Annotated in this window: 15 protein-coding genes; 3 read left to right on the top strand and 12 right to left on the bottom strand. The window is 63.1% G+C overall.

What is annotated here, in order from left to right:
* Nucleotides 1–42: 42 nt before the first annotated feature.
* Nucleotides 43–798 (bottom strand): DUF1175 family protein, encoded by a 756-nt coding sequence (locus Q0X23_RS05865; protein ID WP_297859435.1) that lies wholly within the window; start codon nt 796–798, stop codon nt 43–45.
* 191 nt (nt 799–989) lie between these two features.
* Between Q0X23_RS05865 and Q0X23_RS05860 the strand changes: the two genes are divergently transcribed.
* Nucleotides 990–1,601, top strand: coding sequence for a lysoplasmalogenase (locus Q0X23_RS05860; protein ID WP_297859434.1), 612 nt, complete (start codon nt 990–992; stop codon nt 1,599–1,601).
* Between the two features lie 16 nt (nt 1,602–1,617).
* Here the strand turns inward: Q0X23_RS05860 and Q0X23_RS05855 are convergent, their stop codons facing one another.
* The 7 genes from Q0X23_RS05855 to Q0X23_RS05825 form a co-directional block, all read right to left on the bottom strand.
* A complete protein-coding gene (locus Q0X23_RS05855) occupies nt 1,618–3,288 on the bottom strand; it encodes a sugar phosphorylase (protein ID WP_297859433.1) in 1,671 nt (556 codons plus the stop codon).
* A 173-nt stretch (nt 3,289–3,461) separates the two neighbouring features.
* Nucleotides 3,462–4,748 carry a trehalase family glycosidase gene (locus Q0X23_RS05850; protein WP_297859432.1) on the bottom strand — a complete coding sequence of 429 codons (1,287 nt, stop codon included), beginning with the start codon at nt 4,746–4,748 and terminating at the stop codon, nt 3,462–3,464.
* 2 nt (nt 4,749–4,750) lie between these two features.
* Entirely contained in the window at nt 4,751–5,812 is a 1,062-nt protein-coding gene (locus Q0X23_RS05845) for an ABC transporter ATP-binding protein (RefSeq protein ID WP_297859431.1), read from the bottom strand.
* A 75-nt stretch (nt 5,813–5,887) separates the two neighbouring features.
* Entirely contained in the window at nt 5,888–6,688 is an 801-nt protein-coding gene (locus Q0X23_RS05840) for a carbohydrate ABC transporter permease (protein WP_297859430.1), read from the bottom strand.
* A complete protein-coding gene (locus Q0X23_RS05835) occupies nt 6,685–7,536 on the bottom strand; it encodes a carbohydrate ABC transporter permease (protein ID WP_297859429.1) in 852 nt (283 codons plus the stop codon). The genes Q0X23_RS05840 and Q0X23_RS05835 overlap by 4 nt, the downstream gene beginning before the upstream one ends.
* A 115-nt stretch (nt 7,537–7,651) precedes the next feature.
* Nucleotides 7,652–8,941, bottom strand: coding sequence for an ABC transporter substrate-binding protein (locus Q0X23_RS05830; protein ID WP_297859428.1), 1,290 nt, complete (start codon nt 8,939–8,941; stop codon nt 7,652–7,654).
* 12 nt (nt 8,942–8,953) lie between these two features.
* Entirely contained in the window at nt 8,954–9,991 is a 1,038-nt protein-coding gene (locus tag Q0X23_RS05825; protein ID WP_297859427.1) for a LacI family DNA-binding transcriptional regulator, read from the bottom strand.
* Nucleotides 9,992–10,180: 189 nt separating this feature from the next.
* Between Q0X23_RS05825 and Q0X23_RS05820 the strand changes: the two genes are divergently transcribed.
* Nucleotides 10,181–11,086, top strand: coding sequence for a hypothetical protein (locus tag Q0X23_RS05820; RefSeq protein WP_297859426.1), 906 nt, complete (start codon nt 10,181–10,183; stop codon nt 11,084–11,086).
* Nucleotides 11,087–11,387: 301 nt separating this feature from the next.
* Entirely contained in the window at nt 11,388–11,552 is a 165-nt protein-coding gene (locus Q0X23_RS16150) for a hypothetical protein (RefSeq protein WP_374707469.1), read from the top strand.
* A gap of 8 nt (nt 11,553–11,560) precedes the next feature.
* Here Q0X23_RS16150 and Q0X23_RS05815 read toward each other — a convergent pair whose 3' ends face one another.
* The 4 genes from Q0X23_RS05815 to Q0X23_RS05800 form a co-directional block, all read right to left on the bottom strand.
* Nucleotides 11,561–11,836 (bottom strand): metal-sensitive transcriptional regulator, encoded by a 276-nt coding sequence (locus Q0X23_RS05815; RefSeq protein WP_297859425.1) that lies wholly within the window; start codon nt 11,834–11,836, stop codon nt 11,561–11,563.
* A 236-nt stretch (nt 11,837–12,072) separates the two neighbouring features.
* Nucleotides 12,073–13,956, bottom strand: a complete 1,884-nt coding sequence (gene dnaX, locus Q0X23_RS05810) for a DNA polymerase III subunit gamma/tau (protein ID WP_297859424.1) — start codon at nt 13,954–13,956, stop codon at nt 12,073–12,075.
* A gap of 37 nt (nt 13,957–13,993) precedes the next feature.
* Nucleotides 13,994–15,220, bottom strand: a complete 1,227-nt coding sequence (locus tag Q0X23_RS05805; protein ID WP_297859423.1) for a DNA polymerase — start codon at nt 15,218–15,220, stop codon at nt 13,994–13,996.
* 494 nt (nt 15,221–15,714) lie between these two features.
* On the bottom strand, nt 15,715–16,992 hold the full coding sequence (locus tag Q0X23_RS05800) for an S-layer homology domain-containing protein (protein WP_297859422.1): 1,278 nt from the start codon (nt 16,990–16,992) through the stop codon (nt 15,715–15,717).

Below are 16,992 nucleotides of genomic sequence, written 5' to 3'. Positions count from 1 at the left end.
GGACTGGGGATGAGGTCTCATGGGGCCTCCGGATGGGGTGGGCTAATGCACGATTTTCCAACGATAAAACCCCAGAAAATAGGGGTTCTCGGGCCTGGGATGCCAGTATTTCTGGGGGTGCAGGTTCAGGGTTTGCAGGCTCACCAGCCGCACTTCTCCGCCCTGGGAGGGGGCATAGCCGGTGTGGTAGACCACCAGGCCGTTCCCCAGGTAGACCATGCTGTGGTAAGCCGAGCCCTTGGCCAGCGGGCGCACGAAAAACAAGAGGTCGCCGCGCCGGGCCTTGTCCGGGGTGCGGCCCAGCAGGACGCTCGAGTACCGCATCAGGTACACGGCGCTGGCCCAGCTAACCAGGCGGCCTGCCTGCACATCGTCGGGGCGGTAGGCCCCCGGTTCGATGCGGAAGACCGCCCGGCCAATCTGCGGCAAGGGGTAGGCGCTCAGGGGCGGGGTCTGTACCCTGGGCAGGTAGGGAAACTTCTGGAACCAGGCCGTCGTCTTGGGCTTCAGGGCCTCGAAAAAGGCAAAGCGAAGCAGGCCGGCGCAGTCCTGCTCCTGGGGTAGCCAGGCGGGCGAGGGGGCGGTGAACTGGGCCTCGGCAATGGCGGCAAACCACTCCAAAAACGCCTCGCGCTCGGCGGCACCGTGGAACTCGGCAATGTCGGGATAGCCGTCCTGGTCGAGGTCGGCCAGGTTGGGCCAGGCTGGGCCGAGGGGCGCGGCCAGCGCCAAGCCACAAAGCCCCAAAGCCACCCACCCCAGGCGTCGCCCCACCCACCACATGTTGGCCGCTTGCATACTCGTTTCGATTGTAGCGCGATCTAAGGTAAGCTGGGGGCAGATTCGGTTGACTCGTTACCGTTAGGTGGCGAATCAACCTGAGCGAAGTTATCCGCGTAGCGGAGGGCGATACCGCCCCTGGGTTTTGGTTTTGTAAACTGTCTTTGTGAATCCGGTATAAAGACTAACTCAGGTGGGTGTGGAAAGCCATGAATGAATGGAGTGGGCTCTGGCTGGGATGGGGCGGTTTCAGTCTGCTGGGCCTGCTCTGGGCGGAGTGGCAGCGGTGGCCTGCTTTGCGGGCTTCCTTCAAGGTGCTCTGCTCGCTGGGGTTCTTGTTCTTCGCTCTCAGCCTGGGCCTGGCAAGTTTGTTCGCACAGCTTGTTTTTGCAGGATTGCTGCTTTCGGCGGTCGGAGACATGCTTCTGCTCTTCAGGTCGAACCGGGTCTTTCTGGCCGGTCTGGTGGCTTTTTTGCTGGCCCATCTGGCCTATGTGGGGGCCTTTGTGCAGGTGGGTTCACCGGGCCTGGGGGGCTTGCTGCTGGTCTTGTTGGGGGGGTATTTCTGGCTGCGCTGGCTGTGGCCGCATCTGGCGGGCTGGCGGGGGCCGGTGCTGGCCTACGGCCTGGTCATCAGCCTGATGCTCTGGGTGGGCCTGGGGGTGCCAAAGCCCCAGGTCTGGCTGGGGGCGCTGCTTTTTTACCTGTCCGACCTGTTTGTGGCCCGGGAGCGCTTTGTGGTGCAAGAACCCCTGAACCCCTTGCTGGGGCTACCGCTGTACTACGTGGCCCAGTATTTGCTGGCCGGGGCGGTGCGGTAAAAAACCTTCCGTTGCCTCAAACCAGCCACAACACGCCATAGGGCGGAATCTGCCCGGAAAAGTATTTCCCGCTGATCAGGTCGCGCCCCACGCGGTTGATGAGCTGGGGTTTTGGGGTCACATTGATATAGCAGCCCACCTGCCGGTCGCGGTAGCCCCGGATGATGCGCAGCACTTCCCTGGACTCCATCACCACCTGGGGGGCGCCTGGGTGAAAGGCCGGGTGGGAGGCCCGCACCTTGATCAGGTGGGTCATGCGCTGAAGGATTTTGTACGCGCGGGTATGGGGGTTGCCCAGCAATCCTTCGAGCTCCGGGCCGGTGAACTTGTGCCGGTTGAGGCGGCGGTTAATACCGCTTTCCTCCAGACCTGCATGGTCGGAGGGAGAGCCGAAGAGGCTGTGGATGTATACCCCCGGTACGCCCTGCAGGCTGAGGAGAATGGCCTGAGCAGCCAGGAAGCGGTCAATCTGGAGGTCTTCGGGCTCCTCGCTGTAGGGGGGATTGAGGGCATCGAACAACGTCAGGCAGAGCTCGTAGGGCACCGGGCCCTCAGGGGTGTCTTTGTAGTTGACACGGCCCCCATGATCCAGGGCTTGTTGCACCAGGGCGGCAATTTCTTCGGGCTCTAAAAGGCCCTGGGCGGGCACCACCCCCAGCCCGTCGTGGGAGGCCAGAAAGTTGAAGAAGGTGGTTTGTTCGCTGGGGGATTCCAGGCCCGCTGCCCAGGCGGCCAGCTTGCTGGCGTCGCCGGTGCGGAAGGTGTGCAGCACCAGTGGGGGTAGGGGGAACTGGTAAACCATCTGGGCCTCGTCGCGCCCGTTGCCAAAATAAGCGATGTTGTCACGGTGCGGTACGTTGGTCTCGGTGATCAGAACCACCTGCGGCGCCACCGCGTCCAGCACCAGCCGCATCAGCTTGACGATGCGGTGGGCCCCCTCCAGGTGCATACAGGAGGTGCCCGGCTCTTTCCAGATAAACCCCACCGCATCCAGCCGGATCAGCTGGGCGCCGTTTTTGACGTAGAACAAGAGCGCATCCAGTACCTCCAAAAGCACCGCGGGGTTGGCAAAGTTGAGGTCAACCTGGTCGGGGGAGAAGGTGGTCCAGACCAGCTTCTCGCCGCTCCTGGTTTGGAAGGGGGTCAGCAAAGGCAGGGCTCGAGGCCGGAAGACTTTGGAGAGGTCGGTGCCGGGCTTTACCACAATGAAATAGTTTTGATACCTGGGGTCGTCGCGCAAGAAAGCCTGGAACCACGGCGACCAGGCCGAGACGTGGTTGCAGACCAGGTCGGCCATCAGGCGGAAGTCCTGGGCAATGGCCTGGATGTGTTCCCAGGAGCCCCACTCGGGTTTGACCTGCTTGAAGTCCACCACGCTGAAGCCGTCGTCGGAGGTGTAGGGGTAGAAGGGCAGGATGTGCACCCCGGAGAACACCCCATGCAGGTACTGCCGCAAAAAGCGCTGCAGGGTTTGCAGGGGGGCCTCGCCGGCCTGGGTAATCTGGTCGGCGTAGGTGATCAGGACGGCGTCTTTTTCGCTCCAGTGAGGCGCTGGGGTGGCTCGAGCAAGGGCAGGGTAGCGCTTTAGCAGAGCCTGGAGCTGTTCCAGTACTTCCTCACCCCGGCCCGGGTAGAGGAACTCGAGGTGGGCCTGCATTTTCTGTTGTAGGTCGGTCGTGATGGTCATGGCGGTATGAGGAGGAAGGGCAGGGTGTTGAATCGCAGTTCCTATCCTACGGTGTGGGCGCAAGAACGGGCGTACAAGCCCGGTAGGGCCGCGGTTTTCGCTCTTGGGCAAGGGGCTCGGCAGGCTGCTTGACAGTTAGCATACGATTTTCGGCAAGACCGCCAGCCACCCACTCAGCGCACGGGGCCTTCGGCCTGACCCCAGGCCAGGTAGATGGCCGCTGTCCAGGAGAAGGCACTCCCCCCCAAGCCTTGCCCGGTGAGCGGGTGAAAGTACTCGCTGAAACCGGTCATCTCGCACAACTTCAGGGTGTCCTGGCGGATGCGAAGGGCCATCTCGGGGTAGCCGTACTCGGCAAAACCCAGGGCAATCAGATAGTTCACCACTGCCCAGACCGGGCCGCGCCAGTAGCGCTGGGGCTCGAAGCGGGGGCTATAGGGGTCGGTGCTGGGAACAAGGTAGCGCACCTGCCGGGCCCACCCCTCCAGGGTGTGCAGCAGGCGCAGGGCCCTTTGTGGGCTGGCCGTTCCGGCGTAGAGGGGCAGGAAAGAGGCCGAAACCCCAACCCGGATGGCCGCACCGCTACGGAGGTCGCGGTTGAAATAAAGCCCAGCTTCCTCGTCCCACAGGCTTTCGATGCCCCGCTGGCTGGCCTCGAGCCACCCCTCAATTTCGGCCTCGTCGGCGAAGCCCAACCGGCGCGAAAGCCACAGCAGATCGCGGTTGGCCCGGTGCAGCACGCAGTCAATCAAGAGGCTCGCTACCCGGAAAGGACATTCGCGGAGCAGGCGAAGCTGGTCGAAGCCGGCCCGCTTGTAGACCTCGAGCAGGGTCAAAAAACGGTCGTACTCGCTCTGGTGGGGGCGCTGGCTGGGGTCCACATGGGCGGTATCGCGGCGGGTATAGGGCGGCAGGGCCGGGTCTACCTCGACCCGGGCCAGGGCTTCGTCCCAGGCCGGGCTGTTGTCGGCCCCGGTCTCCCAGGGGTGCAGCACGCTGATGAGGCCGGTATTCTCCGGGTCACGCTCGCGCTTGAACCAGCGGTGGTAGGCCAGCATCCTGGGATACAGGCTGCAGGCTTTGGCCTCGGCCAGGGCCTGATCCTGGGCCTGCTCGAGCATCCAGCGCACAAAGGTCGCGATAACCGGCGGCTGGGTGATGGCCGAGGTGGGCGGGGTGCGGGCCACCCCCCAGCGCTCGGGGCCGGGAAAGTAGGTGGGCTCGGGCCGGTGGAAGACGATGTGAGGCAGCATCCCGTTCGGCCACTGCCCCAGGAAAAGGGTCTCGAGCTCCTGCCAGGCCCGCCCTTCATCAAACTGCATCCAGCCCAGGGCGGTAAAGCCCGCATCCCACAGCCATTGAAAGGGATATAGCCCGGCGGTGGGGATGGTGAAGCCCCCCCGGTCGTTGGCCCGCAGGATGCGCCGGGCTTCCTCGGTAAGCGATTCCTGAACCGGCATCTTTACCTCGCCTCGAGGGCCTGTCCACTGCTGGGGTCCAGCCAGCGCAGGCGATCCGGCTGGGGCTTAAGCCAGATGGTTTGCCCCGCCCTGACTGCAAAGTCGGGGGGTACGGTGGCTTTGAGGTGCTGCGGGCCAAAGCGCAGGGTTAGCAGGAGGTGGGGCCCCAGGGGCTCCACCACCAGCACCTCGGCGGGGAAGCTTTGCGGCTGCTGAACGGTAAAGGCTTCCAGATCCTCGGGCCGTACCCCCAGCAAAACCTCCAGGCCGGGGGCCGCCATGGGCAAGTCCAGGCTGAGCGAGTCGATCCGGGCCTGCCGGCCCTCCACCGGAAGTTTCAAGAAGTTCATGGGCGGACTGCCGATAAAGCCGCCCACAAAGGTATTGGCCGGCTCCTGATAGACCTTCATGGGTTCGTCGTACTGCACCACGTAGCCGGTGTTCATCACCGCGATGCGGTCGGCCAGGCTCATGGCCTCTACCTGGTCGTGGGTGACGTACAGGGTGGTGGTGCGGCTCTCGGCCAAAAGACGCTTGAGTTCGGCCCGCATCTCCAGGCGCAAGAGGGCGTCCAGGTTGGAGAGGGGCTCGTCCATCAAGAGCACCTCGGGTTCGACCGCCAGGGCCCGGGCCACCGCCACCCGCTGGCGCTGCCCGCCCGAGAGCTGGGCCGGGTAGCGCTCGAGCAGGTTCTCGATATGCATCAGGTTGGCGGCTCGCTCCACGTTGGCCTTGAGTTTCTCCGGCGCGGCCTTCTGCATGCGCAGGCCAAAGGCGATGTTCTCAAATACCGTGAGGTGGGGAAAAACCGCGTAGTTCTGGAAAACCATGGCAATCTTGCGCGCGCGGGGGGGCAGCTGGCTCACATCGCGGTCGCCAATCCAGACCTGCCCCTTTTCGGCCTGCTCGAGGCCCGCAATAATGCGCAGCAGGGTGGTCTTGCCACAGCCCGAGGGCCCCAGCAACACCACAAATTCCTGGTCGCGCACCTCGAGCGAAACCCCGTTCAGAGCCTTGAACTTGCCAAAGGTTTTCTCGATGTTTTCCACTCGGATCGAAGCCATAAACCTCCTGGAGGGTCGAAAGCTGAAAAGCTGGGGGTGCAACTCCCAAAGATTCTTTTTTGTCCCTTGCCGCCCTCACCGGTTGGCGATGCCCCACAGGGTAAACAGGTAGCGCCGGATGATGAAGATGAAGATCAAGGCCGGCACAATCAGGAAGAAGCCCCCGGCAAAGCGGAAGGGCAGGGGAGAGTCGTTGAGCGAGGTCAGCAAGAAAGCCGGTAGGGTGCGCTCGCGCAGGGTGAGCAGGGTAGCGGCAAAGACCTCATTCCACGAGATCACAAAGGCAAAAATGGCGGTGGCTGCCAGTCCGGGCAGGGCCAGCGGCAGCACCACCCGAAGGAAGGCCTGGATGCGGTTACAGCCCAGGGTCCAGGCCGCCTCTTCCAGTTCCTTGGGGATGCCCAGAAACAGGCTGCTGGTCACCAGCACCGCAAAGGGCAGGGCCAGCGCGGTGTGCACCAGCGCCACCCCAAAGGCGGTGTCGTAGATGCCCACCTGGATGAACTGCACTGCCAGCGGGATGGCCAGAATGGCCAGGGGAAAAGCCCGCGTCATCAGAATCAGCAGGCGGTAGGCGTCGGCGCCTGCAAAACGGTAGCGGGCCAGGGCATAGCCCGCCGGGGCCCCCAGCAGCACCGAGAAAACCAGGGTCATGGCGGCCACGGTCAGGCTGTTGCGGATGGCTTTCCAGACCCCCTCCACCCCAAAAAAGAAGGAGATGGTCTCCAGGGAAAACTGCAGCGGCAAGAGGCCCTTGGGCCAGGCAAAGACCGAAGGGCGGTCGCTAAAAGCCAGGGTGGCGATCAGAAAGATGGGAATCAGTACCCACAATACCAGCACGATCGCCAAAAACAGATAGAGCCAACGCAGGTTCATGCGGCCCCCTCCTGCTTGGAGCGCATCAGTCGCAAATAAAGTATGGTGGCGACCACCGAGATCCCCAGAATTATGACCGCATAGGCCGCCGCCACCCCCGGATTTTGATAGGCGTTGTACCAGTAGTAGGCTTCGCCAGCCAGCACCGGCAGGTTGCGCCCGCCCAGGGCGACCACCACCGCAAAGACCTCGAGGGCCAGAATGGTGCGCAGAATCAGGGCTACCTGCAGGCTCGGCATCAGCAGCGGCAGAGTGACTTTCCAGAAGCGTTGCCAGGGCCTGGCGCCAAACACCTCGGCGGCCTCGCCGTATTCCTTGGGAATCAGTTGCAGGCCCGCCACCAGAATCACAAACACAATGGCCGTCGCCCGCCAGACTTCGGCCGCCACCACCGCCAGGAAAATCATCCAGGGGGTCTCGTAGCTAAGCCAGAGCTGTGGCTGTTGAATTACCCCGATGCCCTGCAAAAAGCTGTTGAGGTAACCCCGCTCGGTAAAAATGGCCAGCCACACAATACCGGCTGCCAGATCGGAAATGCCCAGCGGGATGGTCCATACATACAAGAACAGGTCCCTGCCTTTGGAGATGCCCCCCAGCAACATGGCCATCCCCAGGGCCATCACCACCTGCAAGGGCACAATCACCACGGTCAGCAGCAAGGTGTATTTGACGGCATCCTTGAAGTAGAGGTCGGCGGCCATGCGCTGGAAGTTCTCGAGCGTCCACTGCCCCCCGCTGCCCCGCACCGACAAGAGCAGGGCCTCCAGGAGCGGCCAAGCGAACAGGAACAACAAAAACAGCACGCTCGGCAAAATGAGTACGTAGGGTATGTACCGTTCACTACGCATCTGACCCTTCCTTTTTCTTCCCGAGCCGGGCGCGCACTTTGGAAAGGGGCCGGTGTATTAGACCGACCCCTGCTCCTTTAGCCCAAATGGCACCTACGGCGCTTAGAGAACCGCTTTAGTTCACCGGGCAGGCCCCGCTGCTGGCTGGGTCGGGCGACCAGCAGGGCGCCCGGGTTTCGTTCATGATGCGGCGCAGGTTGGCGGCTTCGCTATCGAGCACCCGGCGAACATCTTCGTTGCGCAGCACGATACGGGCAAAGGTGTCCTGGAAGACCTTGTTGTACTCGCCGCCTCTGGCGCCCAGGCCCACCGGCAACAGGCTGGGCAGGGCCACGTTGCTCTGGGCCTGCCGCGCGATGGCATCGGCCCCCATGCGGATGCCCTGGGGCAGGTTGTCGGGCAGGCGCACCTGGATGACCGGGAAAAAGCCGTTTTGTACCAGGGTGGTGATCTGCACCTCGGGGCGGGTCAGGTACTCGATGGCCGCCACCGCCGCGGCCCGGCTGGGGCTGCCCTTGGGGATGGCCAGCCCGGCCAGCACCGGCATGAAGCCCCGGCCATAAGGCCCGATGGGGGCCGGGAAGGCCACAAAGTCGCCTGGTTTTTGGTTGAGCGCATCGCGCAAGCGGGCGATGTGATCCCAGGCAATCCAGACCTCGCCGGCCAGGAGGGGCTCCTGCATAAAGTCGTAGCTGGTGGACTGCGGGTTTACGTGCTGCCAGAGGCTCTTGAACTCGAGCCACATGCTTTCGGCCTCATCGCTTCTAAACTTGGTGACCGCGCTCTTGGTGTAGGAGGGATACAGATATCCCTGCGTGAAGCGGTGCATCAGGCCCCTGGGGCCTGCCGGGAAGCCCAGCATGCGCCGACCGGTAGCCCGCTGGATGTTGGCGGCCCACGCCTTAAGCTGGGTGTAGGTAAGGGTGTTGACGTTAGCGCCCGCCGGCAAATACTGCAAGGCCTGCCGGTTGGCCACCATGATGTAGGTGGCCTGCATCCAGGGGATGTAAAGCTGGTTGCCCGTGCCCATCTTGCCCAGGTTCACAAACGATTGCGAGAACCGGCGGTCCTTGAGCTGGGTCAGCACATCGTCCACAGGATCCAGCGCACCTGCGGCAACCAGCGGCGGGAAGTCGCCGTGCAGGCCCCCGGCCAGGCCCACATTCACCCGGCCCGCCCGCACTTCAGAGAGAATGCGGCTGGTAAAGGGGGCGTTGTCCTCGGGGATGAACTCCACCCGCCCCTGGAAATCCTTCAGGATCACCTGGCGCATGCGCTGGGCTTCCTCGATGGGGGTGAACTGGGTCGAGACAAACAATAGCGATGCCGTCTGTTGCGCCAGCACCCCGGACAGCACCAGCAGGGTGCTCAAGAGACCCAACCACAACCACCTGCTCTTCTTCATGCCTTCCTCCTTCTAGGTCGGCGGGGGACCATCCGACCCCCGCAACACCAACTCGGGAACCCAGACCTCCTGCAAGGCTGCAACCGGCACCCCGGCCAGCCGGGCCAGCAACATCTCCACCAGCCGCTTGCCGGTATCGCGGAAGGGCTGGTGTACGGTTGAAAGCGGCGGGTCGGTGTACTGGGCCTGGGGGATATCGTCGTAGCCAATGACCGAGACCTCCCGGCCAGCCTGCAGGCCTCGTTCGCGCAGAGCCCGCAGAACCCCAATGGCCATGAGGTCGTTGGCGCAAAGGATGGCCGTGGGGAGCCTGGGCGGTTCCAGCAAACTTTGGGCCAACTGATACCCGCTGTTCTCGCTGAGGTCGCCTTCGAGCAGCCACTCGAGCCGGAGGGGGAGGTTGGCCTCGGCCATGGCTTGCCGATAGCCGGCCAGACGGTGAGCGGCAAAGTTGAGTTCGTGGGGTGCCCCGATAAAGGCAATCTCACGGTGGCCCAGGTGCAGCAGATGCGCTGTGGCCATATAAAAACCCTGCTGCCCATCCACATCCAGGTAGGGGTAAGGGGTGGTGATGAGGTCGCTGCGTCCGTGCGACACGAAAGGGATGTTTTGCTCGAGTAGGTACGCAATGCGTTCGTCGTAGCGGCGGGTGCGGGCCACAACCAGACCGTCGACCCGCTTGCCTTCCACCAACCGCCGGTAGACGGTCAGCTCCTCCGCACCCGGCGGGCAGGTGGCTACCAGCAAATCCAGACCGGCGCCCAAGAGCCCTTCCCCCAGCCCGGCCAGCAGCTCCAGAAAAAATGAATCGGCAAAGCGGCCCTGGGGGGAGGGAATCACCAGGCCGATGGTCTCGGCCCGTCCTTTGCGCAGGCGCTTGCCGTTGGGATTGGGCTGATACCCCAGGCGGGTGGCAATCTCGAGCACCCGCTCGCGGGTTTGGGGGCTGACGCGGTCGGGGTTGTTGAGCACCCTCGAGACCGTGGCAATAGAGACCCCGGCCTCCGCTGCCACGCGGCGGATATCGGGATTGGTGCGAGGAGTAGCCATAAACGAGCGATAAATGCTGCTTTAGAACGTTATGTAAACGTTTTCCACAAAATAACACTGCCCTCCATTTCGTGCAAGTCCCCCGCTGACCCCGCACGGCGCACCTGGCCACAAAAAAAGCTTTTGAAAGGCTGTTTTTGGGGCCTGCTCGAGACCATCAAGCCCATCCTCGGTTGTACGCTGTGAACCGTGAAGCACCTTTTGTGGTTGGTGTTACTGCTATCTGCTTGTATACCGGCCCCACCAGAGCGCAACCTGCGGCCAGCCGGCAGCCCCGATGTGGTGGTGATCGGATTTGCAGGACGCTGTGCTTCGCTGCCGGTGGTGGGGGATGCCTGCAACCCGCCGTTCGACAACTATGGCTACCTCGACGACGAGGTATTTCCCCGCAGCAGCACGCCGCGCCAGACCGCCCAAGCGGTGGCCGGGGCTTTTCGTAGTCTGGGTTACAGCACGGAATATTTTGATGTATCGGCTTTTCTGTATGCCCACACCAGCGGCATCTCGAGGCAGCAGGAGAACGGTTACCTCGAGGCCGAAGGCTACCTGCGGCGGGTCTACGAGTACTGGATCAAGGGATTCGAGAACCCTACCCGGGTGGTGCTGCTGGCCCACTCCCACGGCACCGTCTGGGCCAGCCTGCTGGCCTGGAACCACCCCGAGGTGCGCTTCGACTACTTTATCTACCTGGATGCCATTTGCAGCTTCTGGGATGCCGACAACCTGCGCAACAATCGCATCATCCAGGATTACTACGATGTCCGGGGCTTGCGCCGTCCTTTCCCGCTCAACGATAACGAAGGCGGCAACCCTTGCAGGGTGATTGCAGTGCCGGGCCAGCCAACCAAACAAGACCTCAACGACGTGGTTCCACCCAATGTGCGGGTGGGCCTCGAGGTGGTCAGCCGCAGCCCGGCCAACCTGGCCCCGCTCAACTTCATCTTCGACGACGACCCCGATTATCGGCTCGATGGTTCGCAGGCCAACCTTTTCCGCTTTCAGTCACGCGAGGACCACAGCGGCGTCACGGCCCGCAACAGCGATGCTATGCAGTGGGTGGTGGCCAGGATTCGTGAGATTGGTTTGCCCAGGTAAACAAGGCGTTGCCGTCTCTATGAATGCGAATGTTGCATGGCCCGGGGCTAAAACGCTACTGGCCTATTGTAAGCCAGCATGTGTGGCGTCCTCGGGTTTACCGGCCCTTGACCAACGACGCAAGACACATGGGCATTCTGCCCCAGCATTGCCGCGGAGTATCTGGTGCATTGGCTTCTTGCATTTAGCCGCTCCCGCCCTAAGATGAGAAAACCCATGTCCTCCGCACCTATCATCGAACGCATGCAAGACCACCTTCGCCGGTGGGAAGAAGCGGGCGACCGCCGGGCGGTGGGGTTCGCTGGACGAATGGCTGATTTCGCGCCTTATTGCGAGCTGGCGCGATCAGGTCTGGCGAAATGCCATTGACCGGGTGGTGGCTTCCCAGGCCGAGCGGGCGTCGCTTACCCAGAAGGTCGAAAAGGCCTGTCTGGAAATTGCCAATTCCATTTTGTTCAAGCGATAGATTCTTTGTTACCCGGCAAACTTGCGCAGCATCGCTGCAATCTGGGCGGGTTTCTGGCTGTCGCCTTTGGCAATGTCGGTGGCGCACAGGGTCAGGAATTCCTGAAGGATCAGGGTAGAGGCCGACTCCATGGCTTTCTTGGTAGCGGTCATCTGGGTGAGCACATCCTCGCAGGGGCGGCCCTCTTCCACCATTTTCTGCAAACCCCGCACCTGCCCTTCGATGCGGCGCAGGCGCTTGAGGATACTGTCCACGGTTTCCCCGTTGAGATCGGTGGTGTTCATAGGAACTTAGTCTATACCACTATTTTTTCTATAGGTGATGGGTACCGGGCATGGCCTACTACCAAGCTTTACCCAGGCAGTTAGCTTTGAGGGTCATCCCAAGCCCCCTCATCCGGCGACACCAGGTGCAGTCAATCGTGTTCCTATCGCTGTTAAATAGCGCGGTCGGGGTGTCGCCACCTTCTTCCTCCGGGGAGAAGGCAAGGGGTTCATATGGATTTGGTATTACCGGTGCGCTAGTCGGGCTCTTCCTCGAGGTCGGTTGAAGCGGCCTCGAGGGCGGCTTCGCGCGGGGCCTCGGGGTAAAACTTGCGCAGCCTTCCGCCGAACAGCTGTACCAGTTTTTGAAAACGCGGGTCTTCTAACAGACTGGCCTCGTTGGCGGGCTTGGCCTCGGTATCATCCGACGCCTCTTCGGGAGGGGTTTGATCCAGCGAGGCTTCGGGGTTCCAGGGCGCTGGTTCGGGTGGCCCGGCCACCGGGGGGTGCAGCAGCGATGGATTGGGTTCTTCCCAGGGTGTGTCGGCAGGGGCAGGCTCGACAGGGGCAGCGCTGCTCCCCGGGGGTATGGGAAGGTTTTCAGTGGGTAGTGGTTGTGGGTGTTCTGGAGCAGGGGTAGGTTCGGCTGGCGGTACAGCGGGCTCTACTTGGCCGGTGGCCGCCGGTGGGATGGGCTTGCCTGGCGAGAAGGCACGGGCCAGAGGCTCATCCGTTAGTTTTTTTTTCCCCAGCTGCAGCTCGACCTGCTCTATGCCCAGCACTTCCCGCACCGCCTTCTGGATTTCACCCAGGTGCTTCTGCGCCCCCTGGTGGTGGAAGCTTTTTTGCTCCGGAAACAACAACACCACCCTGTCTTCCTCAAAGCGGGGTTCGGCCTCGCGCACGAAGCCCCGGATGGTTATCTTGAGCGCCCCCATAACCCGCCGCCACTCCGAGGCCAGGTCGGCCACGCTCGATGCAAGGGCGCTGGGGGGTATGGAACTCCTTTCCTGGCCCTCGACCCTTGGCCCTCGACCCTCTACCTTCTTGGGCCTGGGGTCGAAATCGGGAATGGCCGGGCTGGCAGCAGGCACGGCGTAGGCGACGGGGGCTGCATGGAGGGCCTGGTAGGCGCTCAGGATGGCCAGCTCCAGCGAAAGCGCATCGGAGCGCTTGAGGAGGCGCTCCATGGCTTCGTCCAGGGCGGTCATGGCGGCCACTATGCGCTCCTCGGGCTGGTTCAGGTGGGGGCCAGTGCCCAGCCCCATGCGCCCGTACAGTCCGGCCCGTAAGGCCTCCAATAGCCCCTGGGCCAGGGTACGCGCTGCGAACCCCTGGGTGTAGAGGTGCTGGGCTTGTTCCAGCGCCTGCCGGATCTGCCCTTTGTCCAGGGCCTCGGCCACAGCAAACAGGGCCTCTTGCGGGGGCAGCCCCAGGGCCTCTTCGGTCTGTTGCAGGGTGAGGGGGCCCTCGAGGGTCAGAAGCCTATCCAGCAGGCTCTCGGCATCGCGCATGGCCCCGTCGGCCAGCCGGGCGACGAGTTGCAGGGCGGGGGGTTCCGCCTCGCGGCCTAAACTGGCCAGGATGCGCTGCAGCTTCTCGACAATTTCGGCCTCGGAAAGCCGCCGGAAGCGGAAGTGCTGGGTGCGCGAGAGGATGGTGGGGGGCATCCGCTCGGGCTCGGTGGTGGCAAAGATGAAGATCACATGCGGAGGGGGTTCCTCGAGCGTCTTCAAAAGCGCATTGAAGGCGCTTTTGGACATCATGTGGGCCTCGTCGAGGATCACCACCTTGTGCTGCCCCAGGATGGGGGCCAGCAGAATGCGCTCGCGCAGGTCGCGTACGTCTTCCACCGAGTTATTCGAAGCGGCGTCAATTTCCAGCACATCCGGGTGCCGCCCCTCCCGCACCAGACGGCAACCCTCGCAGACCCCACAGGGCTTGGGGTCGGACGAACAGTTGACTGCCTGGGCAATCAGGCGGGCGCTGCTGGTTTTGCCCACCCCCCGCGGCCCCGAGAACAGATACGCCTGCGCCAGCTTGCCCTGCCGAAGTGCGTTCAGCAGTACTTCTTTCACGTGCTCCTGGCCCACCATCTCGTCGAAGGTGGTGGGGCGGGCCTGGCGGTAGAGGGCGCTCACGGGTTCTAGCTTAAGGCCCAGGGCCCAAAGCGCAAAGCTAAATATCGGGTAGCTCGAGGTCGGGAATGCGGCTAAAGGCAATCCGGGTGACAGCACTTTGCTCGGTGCGGTGCATACCCAAAAAGTACAGGGCCTGGGGGCCGTACTTGCCGTTGGCTTTGTCCATAGCCTGGGCCAGCCGCACCAGTTTCTGGTCGGACTCAAAGAGCGGCCAGCCCAGCTCCTGCTCGGGAATCAGGCTGCCCAGGGCCAGGCCTACCTTGAAGGGGGTGCCCTCGGGCTTTTGCGCCCAGAGCCGCAGGATCACGCGCAGTAGGGTCAGGGTGTCCTGGCTGGGCTGGATGCGCAGGTGAGCATCCCATTTTCGCTTTTCACTGCCGTCCAGAAAGCGCACGAACAGGGCCACCGAACCGGCCCAGTAGCCCTCGTGGCGCAGACGGGCCGCTGCGCGGTGCACCAGCCGGGTGAGCACGGCCCGGGCCCCGGCCTCGCTGCGAAACACCGGCGGCAGCACGTGAGAATGGCTCAGGCTGCGCCGCCTGGTGGGGGTTTCGGGCAGGTCGGCCCCCCGCAGGCGGTGCCACCAGGCAAAGCCGTGTACCCGGCTGCCCCAGACCTGCGAAAGCTGTAGCACGGATAGCTGGTAGAGCTGCTCCACCGTGGTCACGCCGTGCTTGAACAGGCGCTGCTCCATGCCAGGGCCAATCCCGGGTAGGTCGCGCAGGGCCAGCGAATACAGCCGGTGGGGCAGGTCGGAGAGCTGCAAAAGGGTCAGGCCGTCGGGTTTGTGCATCTCGGCGGCCACCTTGGCCAAGAACCGATTGGGCCCCAACCCCACCGAGCAGCGAAGCTCCTGGCCCACCTGCCGGTAGATGGCCTGTTTGACCTGCTCCCCCAGCCTTAGGGCATGAGCGGGCTCCTGTTCCCGGCCCATCAGTTTGCAGACCATCTCGTCTATCGAGAGCACGGCTTCGATGGGCAATACCGTATCTACCGCCCGCAGAATCTGGTGATGGATGCGGATGTACTCCTTGGGGCGGGCCTCGACCACCTCGAGCCCAGGGCACAAAAGCCGGGCATCCTGTACCAGCGTCCCGGTTTTAACACCGTAGCGCTTGGCCTCGTAGCTCGCGGCGATGCAGCAGGTGGTCTCGGCCAGCATAGGCGCTACCGCTACCGGCCTGCCGCGTAACTCGGGCCTGAGCTGTTGCTCCACCGAGGCAAAGTAGGCGTTCATGTCCAGGAACAGGTAGTGGATGCCCATGCAAACCTCCGGGGTAAGGGGAATTCAAATCACTGAAACCGTTCAGTGATTATGTATATTACATAATATAAATATCAAGTTTTTGCAAGGACAAATAACACCAGATTCGATTGATTCCTTACCGAACCGCAACGGATCAACAGGGCCGAAGTTATCCGCGTAGCGGAGGGCGATACCGTCCCTTGGAAGTTATCCGCGTAGCGGAGGGCGTAAGCCCCTTTGGAAGGGAGACGCTTTCTTCGCCGACCGTTCGGGAGGGGGGTGCTCTAGGATCCAAAAAGACAGCCTCTGGTGTTTTTGGTTTTGTAAACTGTCTTTTTGAATCCGGTATCACAGACTTTGCGCCCATGGGTTCAAAAAAAAAAGAGCCCTCATACGAGGGCTCTGTGCGTAGACGTCGGTTTATCGCGTTTCCCACCATTACTCCTCACACAGTGAGGCGTAATGTACTCGGCACAGCAAACCCCGCCGTACGAGTATTTGTGGGAACCACTCTAGAAATTGAACTTCAAGCCTGCGCGGGCGCCCAGGCCAAAGTTGCCTCCGGGCTCGAAGCGGGGGTTGCCCTCCACGAAGAGGCCCAGCGGGCCAAACAGGTTGAGATCGAGCCCCACGGCGGCGGTGCCATAGATGGGGTTGACCAGGGCGGGCAGGAAGCGAGCCCCCACCCCCACGTAGGGGCTCAGGAGTCCGCTGCCAAAGTGGCGGGTCAGGTAGGCTTCGATGCCCAGGGCCTGGGTGCCCAGGTTGTAGTCCAGGCCGGCCCGCAGGCCGAAGCCCAGGAACACATTGCGCACGCCAACCATGCCGCTAACGGCCAGGTTATTGGTGTCAAAGATACCGCCAGGAGGGGTAGGAAGGATACCGAGGGCGGCTCCGGCGCCAAAGTAGAGGTTGCGGGCCGGGGGAGCGGCGGGCGTGACCGGGGGCACCGGCCGTACTTCAGGCTGCGGCTGAGGCTGCGGCTGGGGTTGCGGCTGAGGCTGGGGGGCAGGGGCGGGTTGCTGGGCCTGCTGGCGCAGCTCGGTCACCTGGCCTTGCAGGGTGGTGACCTGGTTGCTGAGGCTGCGTACCTGCTCTTCCAGAGCCGCCACGCGGGCGGTGTCGGGGCGGTTGCGAATCTGCTCTTCGAGTGTGGCAATGCGGCGCTCGAGGGCCACCGCATCCTGGGGCGCAGTGGGCGCCGCCGGGGCCTGGCTCAGGCGCTGGACTTGCTGCTCGAGGGCGGCGATGCGGGCCTGAAGCTCGGCTGGGGTGGGGCCTGCCGGCTGGGCTGGCTGGGCGGGTTGCGGGGCCTGGCTCAGGCGCTGAACCTGCTGCTCGAGGGCTGCCAAGCGCTGCTCGAGGGCGGCTGCCCGCTGGCTGGTCTCGATGGCCCGCTTGACCTCGGCCTCGAGCTCGGCCAGCTTACCGGCCTGATCCTGGCTGGTTTTCTCGAGGGCCGTAAAGCGTTGCCGGAGCTGCTCCAGCTCGGGGCCAACCTCCTGGGCCCCCCGCTCAACGGCCAGGCGGCACTCGGGCCGGGCGTTCTCGAGGCGGTTGGTCTGGTAAAGGCGAAAGAAAATCAGGGCGGCCTGGTAGCGGGTAAGGTTCTGGTTGCCCCGGAAGGTACCATCCGGGAAACCCTCAATCAGACCGCACTGTACGGCAAATTCCACCGCCTGGCGGGCCCAGTGCCCCGCCGGGATATCCCGAAACTGGGTCTGGGCGCTGGCAAACACACCGAAGAATGCGGCCAGCACAAAACTAGCTATGGCCAATCGGCTTTTCAT

This window comes from Meiothermus sp. (assembly GCF_026004115.1).
GTDB lineage: Bacteria > Deinococcota > Deinococci > Deinococcales > Thermaceae > Meiothermus.
This window is presented reverse-complemented; position numbering and strand designations above follow the sequence as displayed.